Raw genomic sequence first — 21,003 nt, 5'->3', positions numbered from 1 at the left:
GTAGAAAATTTGCTTTTGCTTTGTCTGAACGCGGATCGGTTCAGTTTTTTGCTTACATCAACGCTGATTTGCGGTATTGCTGGGGGCTTACACCCAGGCTGGATTGGAAGTGGCTGCCGAGATGGGATTGATGCGCAAAACCACAATCCATTGCGATATTAGCTATGGACAAATTGCTATTCCTGAGTAAGCGCCGGGCTCTTTGCAGCCTGCGTTCAGTGATGTAGGTATGGGGTGTGCTACCGGTGGCATGGGTAAAGCTGCGCAAGAAACGCAGTAAAGGCATGTGCGCCAGGGATGCCAGTTCGTCCAGATGGATTTGGGTATCAAGCTGATCTTCGATGTAATCCAGTATGCGCCCATGCAATGCGCGATCGGTGGCATAGGCACTGCCAGCGGTGTTGTGCATGTTTGCCAGGTTTGCCAGGTTTGCCAGGTTTGACAAGTCGAGACCGCGTTGTAAAAACAATCCTGCTTTTTCTTGCAGCAGCAGGGGATCCGGGTTTGCTTGTATTAGCAGGCGGCGTAATTGCCAGGCCAGCATGACAGCCTGTTTGTCGCCATGAAATATCTGGCGCGGCAGCCTGGTAGGCATTGCTGTCAGCAGCGCTGGCATGGTGATGTGCATGAGCAGATATTCACCCCCATGTGCAGATTCTGAAAATAGTGGCAAACCGGCCATACCAAGGGCGAGCTCACCCGGCCAGGCATCAAAGTCCTGGCGCACATCGCTGCCTATGGCATGCACCCCCGTCTGGCGTGCAAATGCCAGACCCAGGCTGGGGCAGGAGGATAGTCCGCTCACCGAGTACGGGGAGGCGGGCAATAGTTCCAGTGTGGCCCAGTTTGTTTCCATCTTCATGGTGAAAGCGTCCGGCTGAAATTTCCTGATAGCGTAGAAAAAATGCTCTGCCTATTATAGGGGCTGAATCAACCATAAGGGTTGATTCAAACTACAGGAGTTGCAATGAAAACCATAGGCCTGATCGGTGGCATGAGCTGGGAATCCACCATTCCTTATTACCGCCTGATTAATGAAACCATCAAAGAGAAACTGGGTGGTCTGCATTCCGGCAAGATCATTCTGTACAGCGTGGATTTTCACGAGATAGAAAAACTGCAAACGGCGGGTGACTGGGATGCTGCTGGTGTCATCCTGGCGCAGGTCGCCCGCTCACTGGAACTGGCGGGTGCAGATTTTCTGGTGCTGTGTACCAATACCATGCACAAGCGTGCAGCCAGTATCGAGTCTGCGGTGACGATCCCGCTGTTTCATATTGCTGACCCGACTGCACATGCCGTCAAGAAGGCAGGCTTTGGCAAGGTGGGCTTGCTGGGTACGCGCTTTACTATGGAGCAGGATTTTTATCGTGAACGCCTGCATAGTCAGCATGGCCTGGAAGTGCTGGTGCCAGCGTTGCCCGACCGTGACATCGTGCATCAGATCATCTATGAAGAACTGTGCCTGGGTAAAATCAATGCGGCATCGCGTCAACACTACCGCCGCATCATGGCAGGGCTGATAGAAAACGGTGCCGAAGCGATCATCCTTGGCTGCACCGAGATCTGTCTGCTGGTTAGTCAGGAAGATGCCGGTGTGCCCTTGTTTGATACCACGGCCATTCATGCACGCGGTGCTGCTGAATGGGCCTTGTTATGAGCGGAAGGGTGTTTTAATTTACTTTGCGCAGCGCTTCCCGCAAAGCTGGTAAGAAATTTTCTTTCATTACCGGGTCGGTGTTCTCTCTGACAGAAAAATACAGGGGCAGCAAAAAGGCGCTGACATTATGTCTTTGTGCCAGCCTTGCCATTGTATATTGGGTATTGGGGCCAGCCTGTATGCTGTTTTCCATCAATTTATTGAACCATACATTCCAGTCACGCACGCCGAAGCTGGGTGTCTTTGCCAGGAAAAACACGGCCGTCATCAAGCGCACGCCTTCGCCATATTGGTAAAAATGCGTGGATGGCGCAACCTGCGAGGCAATCGCCGCCAGCATGGTTTCATGCTGCGGTTTTTCTATTGCAGGATTCATCGCCAGTTGCAGCATCAGGTCGGCGCTATGGGCAATGCCATGACGCCAGCCGTCTTTTTCATCAAAGCCACGATAGTCGCGCAGGTGAGTCAGGTAATGGCTGCCGGCATTGACGATATCTATGCGTTCTTCGGCTGTCAGATAGGGTTTGCGTCTGTCCACGCGCACCAGTTCAGCCAGTGTCAGGATGGCAAACGGGCGCAGGAAACTGGTTTCTTCTGCGGCGGGCGCCTGCACGGCATTCAGCATCCTGATGCGCAAAGCCGTCAGGGTAGTCACCGTCAGCTTCTCGGCCCGCATCCAGGCTGACAGCGCATCAAAGGCCAGTTCATCGCGCAGTTCCGGGTTGCTCACACCCAGGCAATCTGCTGCCGACAGCGCCAGTTGCTGGCGTTTGTCATCATCGGCCAGTTTCCAGCCATCCGCTTTCAGGGCTTTCAACTCATTGTGCAGAGGTGAGTTCGGCTGACAATCGGCATAGGCGGTTGCAATTACTGCCAATAGTGTCCACAGGCAGAGCAATGACTTCAGGTGACGCATGGTGAATGTCCGTATCAAAGATGGCAGGAAAATGAGCAAGTTTGCCACGCCAAACAAGTCTTGTCATAAGCCCACAAAAAAACTTGTACATAACGATTGAGTTGGTGTTATAGTTAACTACAACACTAATCAACAAGTGATGAAGCATGGAATAAAGCGGGATTTGTGTTGCCTCGCTTGGTACATAAAGGAAGGTGTAAGCATGAGTGTTAACTGGAACGACCAGACGCCGATTTATCGGCAATTGAAACAGCGTGTGCTGGGCATGATGCTGGATGGCTTGTTGAAGCCGGGGGATGCCTTGCCCTCGGTAAGACAGGTCGCGGCAGAGTATCAGCTCAATCCGATTACCGTCTTGAAGGCATATCAGGAATTGGTAGATGAAGAATTGGTCGAAAAACGAAGAGGGGTGGGCATGTATATGACAGCAACAGCGCTCGATAAATTACTGGCGAATGAACGCCAGCGTTTCATTGACGAAGAATGGCCAGCCATGCTGGAACGCATACGCAGACTGGGGCTGGATGTGCAGCAATTACCGGGCTTGCAGGATAAGGGAGAAATGAAATGACCAGTTCAGTGAATAGCTCTGAGAACAGCACAGTAAATAGCACCGTAAATAGCACAGTAAATAGCACCGTAAATAGCACAGTAAATAGCGTCATTTCAGCCCGTGGCATTAGCAAGCACTATGGCAAGAAGCCTGTGCTTGATGGCCTGAACTTCGAGATCGCGCCAGGTCGCATCGTCGGCCTGATAGGGCCAAATGGTTCCGGCAAGACCACCACCCTCAATGCGATACTGGGTTTGGGTGATTTTGACGGCGACATGCAGGTGCTGGGTCTGGACCCGCGCACCCAGCGTGATGCGCTGATGAATGATGTCTGCTTCATCGCCGATGTCGCCATTTTACCGCGCTGGCTCAAGGTCAAAGACGCGATTGCCTTTGTCGAAGGCGTACACCCCAGGTTCAACCGTGCCAAAGCCGAGCAGTATATCGCCAATACCAAACTGAAACCGGACATGAAGGTCAAGGCCATGTCCAAGGGCATGGTGGCGCAACTGCATCTGGCCCTGATCATGGCCATCGACGCGAAAGTGCTGGTGCTGGACGAGCCGACTCTAGGTCTGGATATTTTGTACCGCAAGCAGTTTTATCAAAATCTGCTGGAAGATTATTTTGATGAAAACAAGAGCATCATCATCACCACGCATCAGGTGGAAGAGGTGGAGCATATCCTCAGTGACGTGATCTTTATCAATGAAGGAAAAATCGTGCTCGATACCAGCATGGAGCAATTGGGTACGCGGTTTGTCGAGGTCAGTTTGAATCCTGAGTCTTTGGAGCAAGCAAAGTCCCTTAGCCCCGTTGATCAGCGTTCTGTATTTGGTAGATCCATTATGTTGTTTGACGGTATTGGAAAAGACGTTTTGTGTAAACTTGGTGATTTGCGACAACCTGGAATCGCCGATATTTATGTAGCCATGATGAGGGGAGCGCGATGATTAAGAAAGTTTATTGGTTACTACGCCGTGAGTATTGGGAAAATAAAACCATGCTCGTGTGGGTGAATGCAATTCTGGCGCTGCTTGTAATTCTGGTTTTTGCATTTTCAAATCTAGGTAATTTTCGGGCTTATGGAAAAGTTGTCATTCCTGCAGATATGGATAGCGCAGAATTCCGGTATATGTTGACTATTTTGACCGAAACTTTTTCTTTATCTGCGACCTGTTTTAGTTTTGTGCTACCGCTGTTAATTGGCGCCTATTGTCTAAGTTCGCTCTATAACGACAGGCATGACAAAAGTATTTTGTTTTGGCAATCCATGCCCATTTCTGCTACCAGTACCGTCGTATCCAAATTGATTTTTGCTTTGTTAGTGCTACCGCTGGCTTCGTTTTTGTATGCCTTGTTGGCGTCGGTGTTCCTTGTCATCATCCTGGTTGTGAAGTTGAAATTCGGTGGATTACATGCAGATATTTTTACTGCTCTGCTGACCGATCCAAGAACATATTTACTACCTTTAAAGACCCTGGCACTGCTACCCATTTATGTCTTGTGGGCCTTGCCAGGTGTAGGCTGGCTAATGCTGACGTCATCTTGGGCCAGGGTGAAACCTGCATTATGGGCGATAGGGATACCAGTGGTGACCGTCATGTTGCCTACTATCATGAAGAATAGTTTAGGTATGGATTTGAATGTGCGCTGGCTACAGTTCAATCTGCTCGGACGAAGCCTGCTAAGCATCATTCCCGCTTCATGGTTTGCCTATGAAAAAGTGAGTGACGAGAAAGTAAACTTCATACATTCTTTTGCTGGCTGGCCAAATGATATGATCAGCGGCTCATGGGAGTTGCTTTACAAGTCAGAACTCTGGTATGGCGTAGTTCTTGGCGCAGGCATGATATGCATGGCAATTTACCTGCGCCAGAGGCGTGCGATGAGCTGAAATACATATTAAAGAAGTCAATCGTAGAAGTGCGGGACCCGCACTTCTATCTTCAAAAGATTTTATCTTGCTGGCCTGACCACCAGCGCCACACCAGCCAGAGCGACCACCATGCCCAGTATGGCCGTCATCGTCAGTTTTTCACCAAACATCAGCCAGGCCATGGCGGCGGTGACTGCCGGTACCAGGTACATATAGCTGGTGACCTTGGTGGCTTCGCCATGCCGTATCATGATGAACAGCACCGAGATACCAACGCCGGACAGAACAAATACCGACCAGGCCATGGCGGCAAAAAACTGTGGTGTCCAGATGATGGTCTGGGTTTCCAGCATCAGTGCAAATGGCAGGGTGACGATGAGGGAAGCGGCAAACTGTATGACCTGCCCGGTCCTGACATCAAAGTTGGGGCAGGTTTTTTTCTGGTACAGGGTGCCTATGGTCATGGCAGTCAGCGCCATGACGGCTAGTGCCACGCTGCTGCCGGATAAACCGATGACAGAAATCTTGTTGGCCACCACCAGTGCCACGCCACAAATGCCCAGTGCCAAACCAGCCCATTGTTTGCCGTAAATGCGCTCACCGATGATGGGGCCCAGCAAGGCTGTGAAAATCGGTTGGGTATTGGCGATCAACGCTGCCACACCTGCTGGCATACCCAGCTTGACGGCGCACCAGATACCACCCAGATACATGGCCTGCATCATGACGCCGGCAATCGCAATCGGCAGCCAGGCACGACGTTCTGGCCACGGCGCACGCATGGCCAGCGCCAGCACCAGCATGAAGATGATCACACCCAGATAGCGCAGACATAAAAACGTCAGCGGCTCGGCATAGGGCAGGCCATATTTGGCGACTACGTAACCGGATGCCCAGATGAAAATGAAAATGGCGGGAAGGAAGCGCAATAAGGGTGAGGCTTTGGTGTGCATGGATGTGAGTAATGAGGCGAAGAGTTGTTCAGAATGATTATCCGTCAACCCATGAAGAGGTATGATCTTCGCACAGGCACATTCAACGATGGGTGAAAAAAAACCTGCGATGCTTGTGCAAGCGCAGGTTTTTTTTCATCTGTCATGCATATGTCACGATGCTGGCATCATGACAAGTTGGCTCAGCCCAGGTTTGCTGTCGCAAATTCCCAGTTGACCAGTGCCCAGAATGCTTCCAGGTATTTTGGACGCGCATTGCGGTAGTCGATGTAGTAAGCATGTTCCCACAGATCGCAAGTCAGCAGCGGTGTGTCGGCTGTAGTCAGTGGCGTGGCTGCATTGGATGTGTTGACGATATCCAGTGTGCCATCGGCTTTTTTGACCAGCCATGTCCAGGAAGAACCGAAGTTACCTACGCAGGATTTGGTGAACGCTTCTTTGAATGCATCGAAAGAACCCCATTTGGCATTGATGGCATCTGCCAGTTTGCCGCTAGGTGCGCCACCGCCGTTAGGTTTCAGGCCATTCCAGTAGAAAGTGTGGTTCCAGATCTGGGCTGAGTTATTGAACACGCCGCCAGAAGATTTCTTGACGATTTCTTCCAGTGTAGAGTTTTCAAATTCTGTACCCTTGATCAGGTTGTTCAGATTGGTCACATAGGTCTGGTGATGCTTGCCATAGTGGTATTCCAGCGTTTCTTTGGAAATATGTGGCGCCAGAGCGTCCAGTGCATAGGGCAGTGCCGGTAAGGTATGTTCCATATCGCGTCCTTTTATCGTGAGTCTATCCATTTCCGGCAATCCGGAAAAGCCAGACCAGCATTGTATGCTTTTGTACAAAAGCTTGCACGCAGACTGATACAAAGTGCTCTGCCGTTTGGCAAAACGATCAATCTGGTGAGTTTCAATATAGCTGGAGCATTTTTTTGTCAGCCCACCCTCAGTCGAGACTGGCTTGCACGCTGCTGATACCTATATCTGCGGTGCCCTCTGCCAGCCTGACCTGTAGCAGGGTTTGCGGTTTTAGTTCAGCAGTGTTGCGCAAAACCTTGCCCTTATGGTCGCTGAGAATGGCGTAACCGCGTTCCAGCGTGCGCTGGGGGTTCAGCATTTCCAGTTGGGCTTGCAGGGTCTGCAATTGCTGGCGATGGGCATCCTGGCTGCGTTTGGCAGCGTTTTGCAGGCGTCTTTGCCATTCGGCCAGTATCAGCCTGGGGGTGGCGACGCCGGGGCGCTGTGCCTGCCAGGCTTGCCGCAGTTGTGCCAGCTCATGCCTGGCCTGGTTCAGGCTGGTGCTGGCGGTGTAACTGAGTGAACGTGCCAGTTGCGTGACTTGCAGGCGGCGGGCGGCAATCGCGGATTTGGGACTGATCAGACGGCGGCTTTGCCAGTCCAGGGTCTGGGCATGGTGATCCAGGCGACGATGCATGCTGCGATTGAGCAACTGTGCGTGGCGCTGTAATAGCTGCATCCATTCGCTTCGTGGTGTGGCTGCCAGTTCCGCTGCTGCCGTGGGGGTGGCGGCGCGGATGTCGGCGGCAAAATCGGCGATGGTAAAGTCGGTTTCATGGCCGATGCCGGCAATGACTGGCATCGGGCAGTTGACGATGGTGCGGGCGACCACTTCTTCATTGAAAGCCCACAGGTCTTCCATGCTGCCACCACCACGGCAGACCAGCAGCACATCGCATTCTTCCCGCGCAGCAGCAGAGGCGATGGCTTGCGCAATTTTGGAACCGGCACCGTCACCCTGCACCGGGGTCGGGTACAGGATCACATTCACATGCGGTGCACGCCGTTGCAAAGTCGTCAATACGTCACGCAAGGCAGCGGCCTGCGGGCTGGTGACTATGCCTATGGTCCGGACAAATGTGGGCAGGGGGCGTTTGCGGTCAGCGTCAAACAGGCCTTCCTGTGTCAGTTGCGCCTTCAGGCGCAAGAAGGCTTCATACAGATTGCCGACACCGGCACGGCGTATGGCTTCCACGCTGAGCTGGTAATCGCCACGCGGTGCATATAGGGTAACCAGGGCGCGTACTTCCACCTTGTCGCCTTCTTTGGGCTGGAAGTCGGCATATTGGGCTCGGCCACGAAACATGACGGCCCGGACTTGGGCCGCATTGTCTTTCAGCGTGAAATACCAATGTCCAGAAGCGGCGCGGGTAAAGTTGGATATTTCGCCGGAAACCCACGTCAGCGGCAGGTTGCGTTCCAAAAGCTGCGCCACAGCTTGGTTCAGCGCCGAAACTGTCATCACAGATGGCGTGTTTACTGGGTTTGCAAAACGAGAATCAGTGTTCATAAAGCTTGGCGGCGTAAATTCTGTCCACAGAAGCGTGGATTGGTCATCAGCATGTCATTTTGCCTCTGCAATGTCAAAACAAATGAAAGTTTAGCTTCTAAGTCATTGATTTTTAATATGAATTAATCTGCAAAAGAAAAAGGCAATATGAAAATTCTCTTTCAAATCAAAGACCTTGGCTTGATTTGCCAAGCTTGTACACAAACTTATCCACAGAAATTGTGATTAAGCTGTTGAAAACTTTTTGCCAGCGGCCAGTCCTGCCTTTGCTCAAAATACGGGCACTGAAGTAATGTTGAATAAAATCAATGACTTGCCCTGATTCCCTATGCTTTTACACAAACTTGTCCACATATTTTGTGCAGAAAGCAGCTTTGTGCTCATGAAAAATGTTGAAAAAGACAATTAAATAATTGTTTTCCACTGTTTATACCTCTTGCCACTTTTTTAGGCGTGGCAATTTTATGATTATAAATCAATGACTTGATCACATCTCCAAGGCTTTTGCACAATCTTGTCCACATAAATTGTGCAAAACATGGGGTTTTTCCCCAGAGCACTGTTTCGCTCTTGTTGTTTTACACACTTTTACATGGTCTATGGATTAAAACACGGTGTAAAACCTGATAATGAGCGATTTGCCTGTTTTTCTGGCAGGGGGTAATCCTGTATATAAATCATGGATTTAACTCTTTTCCCCCGGGTAATGCACAATCTTGTCCACAATTTTTGTGTAAAACAAACGGGTTTTCCCCAGGGATTTTTGAACTGCTGAAAACTTGTGCAGAACAGCGCCAAATAGGCGCCATGCCTAAATTATTGGCATGGCGATAATCTTCTTTGAAATCATGGGCTTGGCAATCTGTACCCGGCTTTTGCACAAACTTGTCCACAAATTATGTGCAGAACCACGCCCGGAAACTGGCTGGAAAATACCAATTTATCCACAGATTGGCTGTGCCTAATTCTTTGGCAGCGATGAAAAATCCATACAAATCATGGGTTTAGTCAGATTGCACAGACTTATCCACAAGCTTGCACACAGATTTTGTGCAAAACAGTTGTGGGAGGTGATAAATTTTGTGTAGAGTTTTTTGCTGCCTGCTATTGCCCGCAGGCAGACAACGCGCTACATTGCGGGCTTGGATTTAGGAACCTTCAAGGAGTTAATTTGTTCGCCATCATTCAAGCCGCAGGCTGGCCAATTTATTTGTTGCTGATTGCCTCAGTTATTGCGCTGACATTAATCATCGAACGCAGTCTGTCTTTGCGTCGTAGTCGTATCTTGCCACCGACACTGCTGGCTGAAGTTATCCGCGTGTACCAGGCCGGCAAGGTCAAACCCGAAGTGATACAACAACTGGCGGGCAATTCACCGCTGGGCAAGGTGCTGGCTGCGGGTTTGCGCAATGTCAATGCACCACGCGATGTCATGAAAGAGTCGATAGAAGAAGCCGGCAGTGCCGTTGCGCATGACCTCGAACGTTTCCTGACGACCCTGGGTACGATCGCTTCACTCGCTCCTTTGATGGGCCTGTTTGGTACCGTTGTCGGTATGATAGAAATTTTCGGTTCACAAAATGCATCTGGTGCCAACCCGGCGCAACTGGCGCACGGTATTTCCGTGGCTCTGTACAACACCGGCTTTGGCTTGATGATTGCGATGCCTGCGATGGTGTTCTGGCGTCATTTCCGTGCCCTGGTGGACAGTATCGTGGTGGACATGGAACAGCAGGCCATCAAGTTTGTTGACGTTGTCCACAGCGCCAGGAAGTAGTCATGAATTTTCGTAAAGGAAAGGGTAGGGAAGAGCCGGAAATCAACCTGATCCCGTTTATTGACGTCTTGCTGGTCATCCTGATTTTCCTGATGGTGACCACGACCTACAGCCGCTTTACCGAATTGCAGATCACCTTGCCGACGGCAGATGCCGAAAAGGCGCAGGACAAGCCTAACCAGATCGATATCGGTATTGATGCGCAGGGGCGCTACAAAATCAATAACCAGGCAGTGTCTTTCCTCGACACCCTGACTCTGGCAGAAGATTTGAAAAAAGCCGCAGCGGCACTCGACCCGGCGGCAACCGGCAACCAGCCTGATCCGGTCATCATCATCAATGCTGATCGTGCGGCCACGCACCAGTCAGTGATTGATGTGCTGGAAGCAGCGCGGCTGGCAGGGATGTCCAAGGTCACTTTTGCAGCGCAGGCATCGGCCAGGTCCAAGTAAGGACTAGTACCGACAGTGTCTGTATCGTTGATAGTCGTATAGTCGCATTGTCAGATAGCCGGGGAGTGTGTATCGCTCCCCGGTTTCTTTTTTTGAACATGGCATAGGAACCCGCATGGAAAGCCTGTTGTTGAAAGCCTGGCAAAAGCGTGGCGTGCTGGCCTGCCTGCTGTGGCCACTGTCAAAACTGTTCCAATTGCTGGTGATGTTTCGTTTTGGCCTGTTTGTCATGGGCTACAAGCCGCAGACCCGGCTGGCGGTGCCGGTGGTGGTGGCTGGCAATATCTTTGTTGGAGGTACCGGCAAGACACCGCTGGTGATCTGGCTGGTGCAGGAATTGCGCAAGGCAGGCTGGCATCCTGGCGTGATTTCACGCGGTTATGGTGCTGACGCTGATAGCGTCAACCTGGTCGGCCCGCATTCAAGTGCACAAGTGGTGGGGGATGAACCACTGCTGATTGCCGAACGCAGCCAGTGCCCGGTGGCAGTAGGGCGCAATCGGGTGATGGCAGGCCAGGCATTGCTGGCAGCCCATCCGCAAGTGGATGTGATCGTGGCTGATGACGGCTTGCAGCACTATGCGCTGGCACGCGATGTCGAAATCATTTTGTTTGATCAGCGTGGTGTCGGCAATGGCTGGCTGCTTCCTGCCGGTCCCTTGCGGGAACCGGTGCAGCGCAGCCGTGATTTTACTGTATGTAATTTGCCTGCTGGCAGTAGCCTGTCAGCACCCGGCGTACCGGCAGATGCGGTACGCATGCACTTGCAGGCCGGGGCTGCCTATCGTTTGAATGACAGGCAGCAGCAAAAAGCGCTGGAAGATTTTCGTGGACCGCACCTGCTGGCCGCTGCCGGCATAGGCAACCCACAGCGGTTTTTTGACATGCTGGCGGGCCAGGGGCTGGTGTGCCAGGGGCTGGCTTTTCCTGACCATCATGCCTATGACGCACAGAGTTTTAGCCGGGTAGATGCAGAATGCATCCTGATCACGGAAAAGGATGCAGTAAAATGTAGGCAAATTGCGGCTTTGCTGGACGATACCCGTATCTGGGTCGTGCCGGTGGAAGCAAAACTGGATGCCGGCTTTGCCGCATCGCTGATACAAATGATTTCGGAGAAAAAGCATGGACGCACGTCTGCTTGATGTATTGGTTTGCCCTTTGTGCAAGGGACCGTTGGTCTACCACAAAGCCAGCCAGGAATTGATTTGCTATGGAGACAGACTGGCTTTCCAGATTCGGGACGATATTCCCATCATGTGGGCAGACCAGGCCCGTGCGCTGACGCCAGAAGAAGTCTCGGCAAGAGTCTGAGTTTGAATCTGTATAGGCTCAATAGTTTGAGAATGCTGAGTATGCTAAGTGTGATAATGATGTTGGATTTACAGGCATGAGTTTTATTGCCATCATACCGGCCAGGCTGGCGTCCAGCCGCCTGCCGAACAAACCGCTGGCCGATATCGGCGGCAAACCCATGGTGGTACGCACGGCTGAACGCGCACTGGAATCCGGTGCCAGCGCCATCATGGTGGCAACCGACCATGCTGACATTGTGGCCGCCTGCCAGGCCCATGGCGTGCCCGTCTGCATGACACGGGCTGACCATCCATCTGGCACGGACCGTATTGCCGAAGTCGCTGCAGGCATGAACCTGGCCGATGATGCCGTCATCGTCAACGTGCAGGGCGATGAACCGTTGATCGACCCGGCCCTGATCGCCGCCACTGCCGCCCTGGTGAATGCCGATGTACCCATGGCAACAGCCGCCCACCCCATCCATGCAGTAGACGACGGTTTTAACCCGAATGTGGTCAAGGTGGTCCTGGACAAACATGGCCGCGCCCTGTATTTTTCGCGCGCCACCATTCCCTGGCACAGGGATGCATTTGCTGTCAGCCGTACCGGATTCCCGGCAGGCTATGCACCTTTGCGTCACATTGGTTTGTATGCCTACCGCAACGATTTTTTAAAAAAATATCCGCAACTTGCTATTTCTCCACTGGAACAAATCGAGGCACTGGAACAATTGCGGGTCTTGTGGCATGGCTACGCAATTGCCGTCCACGTGACCGCTTCCAGCCCTGCGCCAGGGGTGGACACGGCAGAAGACTTGCTGCGGGTCAGGCAATTCTTTATTGATAAGAAATAAAAAAACGGCGAACTTAGCCCGGATTTCGTGGCAAAGCATCAAGAAACGGGAAAATTGTGGTAAGTTTCGTGAAAAGATACTGTGTTATCACTGCTAAATAAGAAAAAAAGCAAAATAGCCGTGCCGACCATAAAAAATAAATGGTGGCATGTTCCATACATGCACAAAAAATTCAAACTCGTCTTAGGAAATTAAAAATGCGTCTTATTTTGTTGGGAGCGCCGGGTGCCGGCAAGGGTACACAAGCCAATTACATTAAAGAAAAATTCAATATTCCTCAAATTTCTACTGGCGACATGTTGCGTGCTGCAGTCAAGGCAGGCACACCGCTGGGTCTGGAAGCTAAAAAGGTGATGGATGCAGGCGGCCTGGTGTCCGACGACATCATCATCGGCCTGGTCAAAGACAGACTGAAACAGCCAGATTGCGCCAATGGTTACCTGTTCGACGGTTTTCCACGCACCACGCCACAGGCAGATGCGATGAAGGATGCCGGCGTCACGATAGACTATGTACTGGAAATTGCTGTCCCTGATGAAGCCATTATTGACCGTATGAGTGGCCGTCGCGTTCATCCCGGTTCTGGCCGTAGTTACCATGTCAAATTCAATCCACCTAAAGTGGAAGGCAAGGATGACGTGACTGGTGAAGACCTGATACAGCGTGACGACGACAAGGAAGAAACTGTCAAGAAACGCCTGTCCGTGTATCACGAACAAACTGAAGTGCTGCTGTCTTACTATGGCGACTGGGCTAAATCCGGTCAGCCTGGCGCGCCTAAATATCGCAAGATCGCTGGTGTCGGACCGGTAGACACTATCCGCGACAGCGCATTTGCTGCGCTGGCAGAATAAGTTTTAAAAAAGCGGACTCGATTGTCCGCTTTTTTTTGGCCAGCCCAAGCCAGGTCATGTCACTCACATGACACTCCAAAAATATGGGTAACGAACAAGTTTCGCAGTGTGCAGGTTTCATTTTTATCCAAGAGCTGATTTGGCTCTGATTTGGCTCTGATAGGGCCGTATCGTAAGAATGAAGAAATGTCCTTGTTTTACTTTGTCGTCAAAAAAACATGTTTGCCCACAAGGCAGGCGTGTCCATAACAACAGGAGGAGTCAACATGGCAGCAAGTCTTTGGTTTGTCATCGCATGTGGAGTCATTGCCGTACTGTATGGCCTGATATCGCGTAGCTGGATCTTGAAACAGGATGCCGGCAATGCGCGTATGCAGGAAATTGCCACCGCTATTCAACAGGGCGCAGCCGCCTACCTGGCCAGGCAATACCGCACCATTGCCATTGTTGGCGTGGTGCTGTTTGTTGCCATTGCCGCCATGCCCGGTCTGGGCCTGATCACCGCCATTGGGTTTTTTATTGGTGCGTTCCTGTCGGGAGCCTGCGGCTTCATCGGCATGAATGTATCGGTGCGGGCCAATGTCAGGACTGCACAGGCAGCCACCAAGGGCATGAATGAAGCCCTGGATGTCGCATTCAGAGGCGGCGCAATTACCGGCATGCTGGTAGTTGGCCTGGGCTTGCTGGGCGTGACCATTTTTTACTGGATACTGGTGGCCAATGCGGCTGGCAGTACGCTGACCCAGCATGACGTTCTCAAACCCCTGATCGGCCTGGCCTTTGGCGCATCGCTGATTTCCATCTTCGCCCGTCTGGGTGGCGGTATCTTTACCAAGGGCGCTGACGTTGGGGCCGACCTGGTGGGCAAGGTTGAAGCCGGCATCCCCGAAGATGATCCGCGCAATCCCGCCGTGATTGCCGATAACGTTGGTGACAACGTCGGTGACTGCGCCGGTATGGCCGCTGACTTGTTTGAAACCTATGTGGTGACCCTGATCGCCACCATGCTGCTGGGTGCCCTGGTGGTGACCAGCAATGTGACCGAAGCCATCGTCTATCCGCTGTTGCTGGGGGCGGTGTCAATACTGGCTTCTATCGTCGGTTGCTCGATGGTCAAAGCCAAGCCGGGCAAGAAAATCATGTCGGCCCTGTACACCGGTCTGTGGTGGGCTGCCGGTCTGTCACTGATCGGTTTTGCCGTTGTCACCTGGCAAGTCTGGCCGGATGAAGTCATGCGCATGAAGATGATGGGCTCGGCGCTGGTCGGTATCGTCCTCACCGGCTTGATGGTCTACATCACTGAATATTACACCGGCACCGACTTCAAACCCGTGCAGCATGTGGCCCAGGCATCGACTACCGGTCATGGCACCAATATCATCGCCGGTCTGGGCGTATCGATGAAATCGACGGCCTGGCCAGTGCTGGCAGTGTGTGCCGCAATACTGGTTTCCTTTCAACTTGCTGGCCTGTATGGCATCGCCATCGCTGCCACATCCATGCTGTCTATGGCCGGTATTATCGTTGCCCTGGATGCCTATGGCCCGATTACCGACAATGCCGGCGGTATTGCCGAAATGTCGGAAATGCCTGCTTCTGTGCGCGCCATTACTGATCCGCTGGATGCCGTCGGCAACACCACCAAGGCGGTGACCAAGGGCTATGCCATCGGTTCTGCCGGTCTGGCGGCACTGGTGCTGTTTGCCGATTACACGCATGCCCTGGATTCGGTAGGCAAGAGTACCTCGTTTGACCTTTCCAACCCGCAAGTTATCGTCGGCCTGTTCATCGGTGGTCTGATCCCTTACCTGTTTGGTGCCATGGCGATGGAAGCCGTGGGCCGTGCAGCAGGTGCGGTGGTGGTGGAAGTGCGCCGCCAGTTCAAGGAAATCAAGGGCATCATGGATGGCACCGGCAAACCCGAATATGACAAGGCGGTGGACATGCTGACCACCTCGGCCATCAAGGAAATGATCATTCCTTCGCTATTGCCTGTCATCGTGCCTATCCTGGTTGGCATGTTATTGGGGCCGGCTGCACTCGGTGGCTTGCTGATGGGAACCATCGTCACCGGCCTGTTTGTGGCCATTTCGATGACCACCGGTGGCGGTGCCTGGGATAACGCCAAGAAATACATAGAAGATGGTCATTTTGGCGGCAAAGGGTCGGATGCCCATAAAGCAGCAGTAACGGGCGACACCGTCGGTGATCCTTACAAGGATACCGCCGGCCCCGCAGTCAACCCGCTGATCAAGATCATCAACATTGTGGCCCTGTTGCTGGTACCTTTGTTGCCTGCTACTGGCATCACATCGGCAGCGACGACAGCGGCAGCAGCCAGCAGTCACGCTAGCCCGCCTGCACAGACGGCGGCACCGGCAGCTTCAGCTTCTGCATCGGTTGCTGCACCAGTGGTGCCCACGGCAGCAGCATCATCAGCATCGGCCCCTATGGATGTTCCACCACCACCGCCCATGGCTGAACCGGCATCTGCCAGCAAATAAGGCAGACCGCTGGCTTGCAGTTTTGCTGTGTGTATGTGTTTTAGCTGTGTGTATGTGTATGCAGCGCGATGTTTAGCCACACGACAGTAATCAGCATTGAAAATGGCAGCGAGAAAGTCGCTGCCATTTTTATTTTTGTCTTGAGAAGAATATTCGCTACAATAAGCATGTGTGACGTTTACGTAAACGTAAATAAGAGAAAATATCATCTTCCCAATAAATACTATCAACCCGCTATCAACCCGCGTCATAAAAATCATTCGCTGAGAGAGACCACCATGCAAATCCAACATCATGTATTTATCATCACCGGCGGCGCTTCCGGCCTTGGCGCAGCAACTGCAAGAATGATCGTTGCCAATGGCGGCAAGGTCGTGCTGGCCGACGTGCAGGTCGAAGCCGGTGAAAAGCTGGCGGCAGAACTGGCTGGCAAGTTCGTCAAATGTGATGTGACGTCCGAAGCCGATGGCAAAGCCGTGGTGGATGCCGCTACCTCCATGGGCACCCTGCGTGGCCTGATCAATTGCGCCGGCGTTGCCCCTGCCGTCAAGACCGTGGGCAAGGATGGCCCCCATCCGCTGGACGTATTTCAGCGCGTGGTCAACATCAACCTCATCGGTACATTCAATATGTGTCGCCTGGCAGCAGACGCCATGGGCAAGACCGACGCGGCCGAACATGGCGAGCGCGGTATCATCATCAATACCGCCTCTGTCGCTGCCTATGACGGCCAGATCGGCCAGGCAGCCTATGCCTCTTCCAAAGCCGCCGTCGTCGGCCTGACCCTGCCGATGGCGCGCGACCTGTCACGCAGCGGCATCCGCGTCATGACCATCGCCCCCGGCATTTTTGAAACCCCGATGCTGCTGGGCATGCCACAAGAAGTGCAGGATGCCCTGGGCAAGATGGTCCCGTTCCCGTCACGCCTGGGCAAGCCGGATGAATATGCGAGCCTGGCCAAGTCGATTATTGAAAATGTGATGTTGAATGGGGAAACTATCCGGTTAGACGGAGCCATTCGCATGCAACCCAAGTAGTAAGTGCTGATAAAGCTACTGCGCGGCGCGATTTTTGATCTGCGATGCTCATCGTACTTAAGTACGATTGCGCTTCTTAATCAAAACTAGCGTCGCTCGCTACGCTTTCTCAGCACTTACTGCGCTTCAGTGTGTTGAGAGAAAAAAAGCTACTGCGCTTCTTAACTCAAACTTGCGCTCGCTACGCTTTCTCAGCACTTCATGGCAATTTAATTCTGTAGTATCAGGTTGATTTGGGAAAATTATGTCAAACTTTGACAAAGTTTGTTATTCTTCTTGGGTCTGAATTTTTCTTGAGGATGCTACTATGAATGTTAGCTTGACTCCAGTGTTGGAGTCCTTGGTGAAGGCCAAGGTTGAAAGTGGCTTGTATAACAACGCCAGTGAAGTCGTGCGTGAGGCTTTACGTTTGATGGAGCAGCGTGATCAGCATACGCTTTTGCGTAAGGAGCTTGAACGTGGTGTCGACCAACTTCATGGGGGGGGAACGACCGTATTCGACATGAATGCAAGTAAAGCCAAAGCCATAAAAAACGCAAAAACAGGGCGCAAGGTGAATCCTCTTGTCACAACAGATAACCCATAATTTTGAAGTTGTTCTTTCCGATTTGGCGCAACAGGATCTGAGCGATATTTTGCAATATACCCTTCAGACCTGGGGTGAAAATAAGATGGATGCGTATGCAGACAAATTAGAGCAGGGGATATACTTGCTGGCAAACCACCCGGCTATTGGCCGTATCAGGGATGATTTGTTTGATGGCTGCCGATTACATCTGATTGGGTCTCATCTGGTTTTTTATGAAATTGGTGAGCATGAAATTCGGATTGCCCGCATTCTTCATGAGCGAGTGGATGTCGGTGGATATCTTTGAATTCCGCCATCAACTAATGACGGGATGTTGTATTTCCCGAGTGCAGCAGTTTCACTGTGCCATGCAGCATGACAAATTGTTAGTAGGCTACTACACTAGGGCACATCTGGATTTGCCCTTTTTTTATGCCTACACCATATAGCAAGAATGCTGCGACAGGATTGATCTTGACCGGGGGTGGTGCGCGTGCTGCCTATCAGGTTGGGGTGCTGAATGAAATCGCGGCGATCCTGGCGGAGGCGGGCTGGCATCCGGCGGAAAATCCGTTTGGCATTATCTGCGGCACCTCAGCCGGGGCGATCAATGCGACGGCGCTGGCTTGCGGTGCGGATGATTTTGGCGATGCGCTGAAGCGCATGCTGCATATCTGGGAAAACTTTGAAGCGGCGCAAGTGTACCGTGCCGATTCGCTGGGTGTGATGCGTAGCGGCGCACGCTGGCTGACCTTATGGTCGTTTGGCTGGTTGCTGAATAAATGGCGCAAGGCACCACCGAATTCCCTGCTTGATAATTCACCGCTGGAAGCATTGCTGACGCGCATGCTGGATCTGTCCAGCCTTGACGGCGCCTTTCAAAATGGCAGCCTGCATGCGCTGGCGGTGACTGCTTCATCCTACACTGCGGGTCAGCATCTGACCTTTTACCAGACCCTGGCCGATATTGAACCCTGGATCAGGAGTCAGCGTCTGGCGCAGCGCGATTTCATCGGCGTCCAGCATTTGCTGGCGTCGTCGGCGATACCTTTCATTTTTCCTGCGGTGCCGCTGAACTGGAGTGGCCACATGGAATATTGCGGCGACGGTTCCATGCGCCAACTGGCACCGATTTCGCCAGCCATCCATCTGGGTGCCAAGAAAATCATGATCGTCGGTGCCGGTCGCCTGGCCGAGCCACCCAGCGTCAGTACCGAAACCGCCCGTTACCCCAGCCTGGCGCAGATCGCTGGCCATGCCTTGTCGAGCATTTTTCTGGATAGTCTGGCAGTGGATATAGAAAGATTGATGCGGGTCAACAAAACCCTGTCCATGCTGCCGCCGGAACTGTTGGAAAAAACCCCCTTGCGCCCCGTGGATATCCTGGTCATTGCCCCTTCCGAAAGGCTGGATGAAATCGCCAGCCGCCATACCAATAGTCTGCCTTTGCCAGTCCGTACCATGCTGGGTGGCATCGGTGCCACCGAAGCGCGCGGCTCGGCACTGGCATCTTACCTGCTGTTTGAATCCAGCTATACGCGGGAACTGATAGAACTCGGCAGGCGCGATACCCGTGCCCGCAGCGACGATGTCTTGTGCTTTTTTAATTCCGAGGCAAAAAGGCAGGCTGCCGCCTGAATTCATTATTGTTAACTGTGGGAAACGGTCAAGCACGGCTATCGCATACACTTCGCATGCATTCATTTCTCACGAGCATTTTTCTGTCACAAATATGACAAATCCACGCATTTTTACATTGTAACAAGTGCAACAATGATTGATTCATCATGGACAAACCGTTACTCTATGCCCTGTTTAAGCACGTGCGGATTTGAAAATAATGGTAAATCCAACATTTTTTAGAAAATGGCTGGTATTTCTGGCGCTTGCTTTGCTCGCTGCTACCTCTTTTGCCAAAGACACTGGCGGCCTGTCGAATGTTGCCTATGTCAATGTGGCTGAGTTGCCAAAAGAAGCACAAACGACATTGCAGCTGATCAAGCAGGGTGGACCTTTCCCCTACGATAAAGATGGCGTCGTATTTGGTAATTATGAAGCCAGACTTCCCAAGCAGAAACGCGGTTATTACCATGAATACACGGTAAAAACGCCGCGCGCCCGTAGTCGCGGTGTTCGTCGCATCATTGCCGGCGCTAACCCGCAGACGTCGGGTGAATACTATTACACAGAAGACCATTACGAAAGTTTTCGACGAATTAAAGAGTAAATATGATCTCAGCAACAGAGGGAGAAACGAGTTTGTTGGCAACGGTGACGCCAAATGTCGTGCAGTCGATACGGGCTTTTCGCGTGCCTGACCTGCAGGCAGAGGCAGCTAAGCTGGGTCAGCACTTTCTGTATGCCTATTGCCTGGACGCCGTCACCAAGCAGCAGGTATTGGGCAAGATTGCCTTATCTTTTGGTTTCCCCAAACCACTTTGCCGGAATTTTGATGCGCTGTCCGACTGCCTGACCGATATGATCTACAAGGCCGGTGCGCAACCGGGCTTTGTGGTGGTGATTGAGCAATTGCCAAATACGCAAAAATTTGACAGGGAAGCAAGAGAAACCCTGCTCGATGTCTTCCGCGATGCTGCCGATTTTTGGGCGGAAAAAAAGGTCGCTTTCCGGGTTTTTTACTCATTTGAGTAGGTAAACACCCAATAAATACCAGATTTTGCAGGTAGGTGACATGGTGCCGACTAGCTGAAGTCGGCATTTTTATTTGGGGCTTACCCTGTGTCAGCGGTACAATGCCGCCATGAAAAAGATTGTTATCCTCATTTCTGGTCGTGGCAGCAATATGCAAGCCATCGTTGAAACTGCCGCAAAACAGCAATGGCCGGCACAAATCGCTGCCGTGATCAGTAACCGCGCCGATGCCGGTGGCCTGGATTATGCGGCCAGTCGTGGCATACCGACGGCTGTGGTTGTCAGCAAACAATTCCCCTCGCGTGAAGCATTTGATGCTGCATTGAAGGCGAAGATTAATGAATTTGCCCCTGACCTGGTGGTGCTGGCGGGTTTCATGCGGATATTGACCGCAGGTTTTGTCGAACATTATGCCGGCAGGATGTTGAATATTCATCCTTCCCTGTTGCCCAGCTTTATCGGCCTGGCAACGCATCAGCAGGCAATCGATGCCGGGGTTAAATTGCATGGTGTGACCGTGCATTTTGTGACTGCCGAGCTGGACCATGGCCCCATCGTCGCCCAGGCCGCTGTGCCGGTACTGTACGATGATACCGAAGACAGCCTGTCACACCGCGTGCTGGAGCAGGAACACCAGATTTATCCGCGTGCCGTATTGCAATTTGTCGAAGGCAAATTGCGGATAGAAGGCAATCGTGTCCGTATCAGTGATTGATGCATTTTAATCAGTAAAATTAGTAGTTGGACCT

At 52.1% G+C, this 21,003-nt stretch carries 24 protein-coding genes; 18 read left to right on the top strand and 6 right to left on the bottom strand.

From position 1 onward, the window contains the following. Positions 1 to 52: 52 nt before the first annotated feature. Positions 53 to 862, bottom strand: coding sequence for a helix-turn-helix domain-containing protein (locus ACO0LM_RS26415; RefSeq protein ID WP_423041549.1), 810 nt, complete (start codon positions 860 to 862; stop codon positions 53 to 55). 105 nt (positions 863 to 967) lie between these two features. Here ACO0LM_RS26415 and ACO0LM_RS26410 point away from each other — a divergent pair, with 105 nt between their 5' ends. Continuing rightward, entirely contained in the window at positions 968 to 1,660 is a 693-nt protein-coding gene (locus ACO0LM_RS26410; protein WP_423041547.1) for an aspartate/glutamate racemase family protein, read from the top strand. Between the two features lie 13 nt (positions 1,661 to 1,673). Here ACO0LM_RS26410 and ACO0LM_RS26405 read toward each other — a convergent pair whose 3' ends face one another. After that, positions 1,674 to 2,576 carry a DUF2785 domain-containing protein gene (locus ACO0LM_RS26405; RefSeq protein ID WP_423041545.1) on the bottom strand — a complete coding sequence of 301 codons (903 nt, stop codon included), beginning with the start codon at positions 2,574 to 2,576 and terminating at the stop codon, positions 1,674 to 1,676. Between the two features lie 202 nt (positions 2,577 to 2,778). Between ACO0LM_RS26405 and ACO0LM_RS26400 the strand changes: the two genes are divergently transcribed. From ACO0LM_RS26400 to ACO0LM_RS26390, 3 genes are read left to right on the top strand one after another with little or no spacing between them, the layout of a single operon-like run. Next, positions 2,779 to 3,147: a GntR family transcriptional regulator gene (locus tag ACO0LM_RS26400; protein WP_423041543.1), complete on the top strand. Its 369-nt coding sequence runs from the start codon at positions 2,779 to 2,781 to the stop codon at positions 3,145 to 3,147. Then, on the top strand, positions 3,144 to 4,082 hold the full coding sequence (locus ACO0LM_RS26395; RefSeq protein ID WP_423041541.1) for an ABC transporter ATP-binding protein: 939 nt from the start codon (positions 3,144 to 3,146) through the stop codon (positions 4,080 to 4,082). Before ACO0LM_RS26400 ends, ACO0LM_RS26395 begins: the two co-directional genes overlap by 4 nt. After that, positions 4,079 to 5,026: a hypothetical protein gene (locus ACO0LM_RS26390; RefSeq protein ID WP_423041539.1), complete on the top strand. Its 948-nt coding sequence runs from the start codon at positions 4,079 to 4,081 to the stop codon at positions 5,024 to 5,026. The genes ACO0LM_RS26395 and ACO0LM_RS26390 overlap by 4 nt, the downstream gene beginning before the upstream one ends. 62 nt (positions 5,027 to 5,088) lie before the next feature. Here ACO0LM_RS26390 and ACO0LM_RS26385 read toward each other — a convergent pair whose 3' ends face one another. The 4 genes from ACO0LM_RS26385 to ACO0LM_RS26370 form a co-directional block, all read right to left on the bottom strand. After that, on the bottom strand, positions 5,089 to 5,961 hold the full coding sequence (locus tag ACO0LM_RS26385) for a DMT family transporter (RefSeq protein ID WP_423041537.1): 873 nt from the start codon (positions 5,959 to 5,961) through the stop codon (positions 5,089 to 5,091). Between the two features lie 182 nt (positions 5,962 to 6,143). Continuing rightward, a complete protein-coding gene (gene sodB / locus ACO0LM_RS26380) occupies positions 6,144 to 6,722 on the bottom strand; it encodes a superoxide dismutase [Fe] (RefSeq protein WP_423041535.1) in 579 nt (192 codons plus the stop codon). 178 nt (positions 6,723 to 6,900) lie between these two features. Next, positions 6,901 to 8,262: an exodeoxyribonuclease VII large subunit gene (gene xseA / locus ACO0LM_RS26375; RefSeq protein WP_423041533.1), complete on the bottom strand. Its 1,362-nt coding sequence runs from the start codon at positions 8,260 to 8,262 to the stop codon at positions 6,901 to 6,903. 677 nt (positions 8,263 to 8,939) lie between these two features. Then, on the bottom strand, positions 8,940 to 9,143 hold the full coding sequence (locus ACO0LM_RS26370; RefSeq protein WP_423041531.1) for a hypothetical protein: 204 nt from the start codon (positions 9,141 to 9,143) through the stop codon (positions 8,940 to 8,942). 290 nt (positions 9,144 to 9,433) lie between these two features. Between ACO0LM_RS26370 and ACO0LM_RS26365 the strand changes: the two genes are divergently transcribed. The 14 genes from ACO0LM_RS26365 (at position 9,434) to purN (ending at position 20,969) form a co-directional block, all read left to right on the top strand. Next, on the top strand, positions 9,434 to 10,039 hold the full coding sequence (locus ACO0LM_RS26365; RefSeq protein ID WP_422989664.1) for a MotA/TolQ/ExbB proton channel family protein: 606 nt from the start codon (positions 9,434 to 9,436) through the stop codon (positions 10,037 to 10,039). A gap of 2 nt (positions 10,040 to 10,041) precedes the next feature. After that, complete coding sequence (locus ACO0LM_RS26360; protein WP_423041529.1) at positions 10,042 to 10,491, top strand: ExbD/TolR family protein; 450 nt, start codon at positions 10,042 to 10,044, stop codon at positions 10,489 to 10,491. A 115-nt stretch (positions 10,492 to 10,606) separates the two neighbouring features. Beyond that, complete coding sequence (lpxK, locus tag ACO0LM_RS26355) at positions 10,607 to 11,635, top strand: tetraacyldisaccharide 4'-kinase (RefSeq protein WP_423041527.1); 1,029 nt, start codon at positions 10,607 to 10,609, stop codon at positions 11,633 to 11,635. Beyond that, entirely contained in the window at positions 11,616 to 11,804 is a 189-nt protein-coding gene (locus tag ACO0LM_RS26350; protein ID WP_422989670.1) for a Trm112 family protein, read from the top strand. The genes lpxK and ACO0LM_RS26350 overlap by 20 nt, the downstream gene beginning before the upstream one ends. Positions 11,805 to 11,880: 76 nt before the next feature. Next, positions 11,881 to 12,639, top strand: coding sequence for a 3-deoxy-manno-octulosonate cytidylyltransferase (kdsB, locus tag ACO0LM_RS26345; RefSeq protein ID WP_423041525.1), 759 nt, complete (start codon positions 11,881 to 11,883; stop codon positions 12,637 to 12,639). A 197-nt stretch (positions 12,640 to 12,836) separates the two neighbouring features. Next, a complete protein-coding gene (gene adk, locus ACO0LM_RS26340) occupies positions 12,837 to 13,493 on the top strand; it encodes an adenylate kinase (protein ID WP_423041523.1) in 657 nt (218 codons plus the stop codon). Between the two features lie 266 nt (positions 13,494 to 13,759). Further along, positions 13,760 to 15,997: a sodium-translocating pyrophosphatase gene (locus tag ACO0LM_RS26335; RefSeq protein ID WP_423041521.1), complete on the top strand. Its 2,238-nt coding sequence runs from the start codon at positions 13,760 to 13,762 to the stop codon at positions 15,995 to 15,997. Positions 15,998 to 16,275: 278 nt separating this feature from the next. Continuing rightward, complete coding sequence (locus tag ACO0LM_RS26330) at positions 16,276 to 17,034, top strand: 3-hydroxyacyl-CoA dehydrogenase (protein WP_423041519.1); 759 nt, start codon at positions 16,276 to 16,278, stop codon at positions 17,032 to 17,034. Positions 17,035 to 17,341: 307 nt separating this feature from the next. Beyond that, entirely contained in the window at positions 17,342 to 17,620 is a 279-nt protein-coding gene (locus ACO0LM_RS26325) for a type II toxin-antitoxin system ParD family antitoxin (protein ID WP_423041517.1), read from the top strand. Next, on the top strand, positions 17,598 to 17,909 hold the full coding sequence (locus tag ACO0LM_RS26320) for a type II toxin-antitoxin system RelE/ParE family toxin (protein WP_423041515.1): 312 nt from the start codon (positions 17,598 to 17,600) through the stop codon (positions 17,907 to 17,909). The genes ACO0LM_RS26325 and ACO0LM_RS26320 overlap by 23 nt, the downstream gene beginning before the upstream one ends. A 125-nt stretch (positions 17,910 to 18,034) precedes the next feature. After that, positions 18,035 to 19,240 carry a patatin-like phospholipase family protein gene (locus ACO0LM_RS26315; protein WP_423041513.1) on the top strand — a complete coding sequence of 402 codons (1,206 nt, stop codon included), beginning with the start codon at positions 18,035 to 18,037 and terminating at the stop codon, positions 19,238 to 19,240. Positions 19,241 to 19,442: 202 nt separating this feature from the next. Beyond that, entirely contained in the window at positions 19,443 to 19,829 is a 387-nt protein-coding gene (locus ACO0LM_RS26310; RefSeq protein WP_423041565.1) for a ribonuclease domain-containing protein, read from the top strand. Between the two features lie 2 nt (positions 19,830 to 19,831). Continuing rightward, positions 19,832 to 20,254, top strand: coding sequence for a barstar family protein (locus tag ACO0LM_RS26305; RefSeq protein WP_422989688.1), 423 nt, complete (start codon positions 19,832 to 19,834; stop codon positions 20,252 to 20,254). A gap of 109 nt (positions 20,255 to 20,363) precedes the next feature. Beyond that, on the top strand, positions 20,364 to 20,969 hold the full coding sequence (purN, locus tag ACO0LM_RS26300) for a phosphoribosylglycinamide formyltransferase (RefSeq protein ID WP_423041511.1): 606 nt from the start codon (positions 20,364 to 20,366) through the stop codon (positions 20,967 to 20,969). Positions 20,970 to 21,003: the final 34 nt, after the last annotated feature.

This window comes from Undibacterium sp. Di26W (genome assembly GCF_049340265.1).
Lineage (GTDB): Bacteria > Pseudomonadota > Gammaproteobacteria > Burkholderiales > Burkholderiaceae_D > Undibacterium.
The sequence above is the reverse complement of the archived record's forward strand: the minus strand, read 5'-3'. Positions and strand labels throughout refer to the sequence as shown.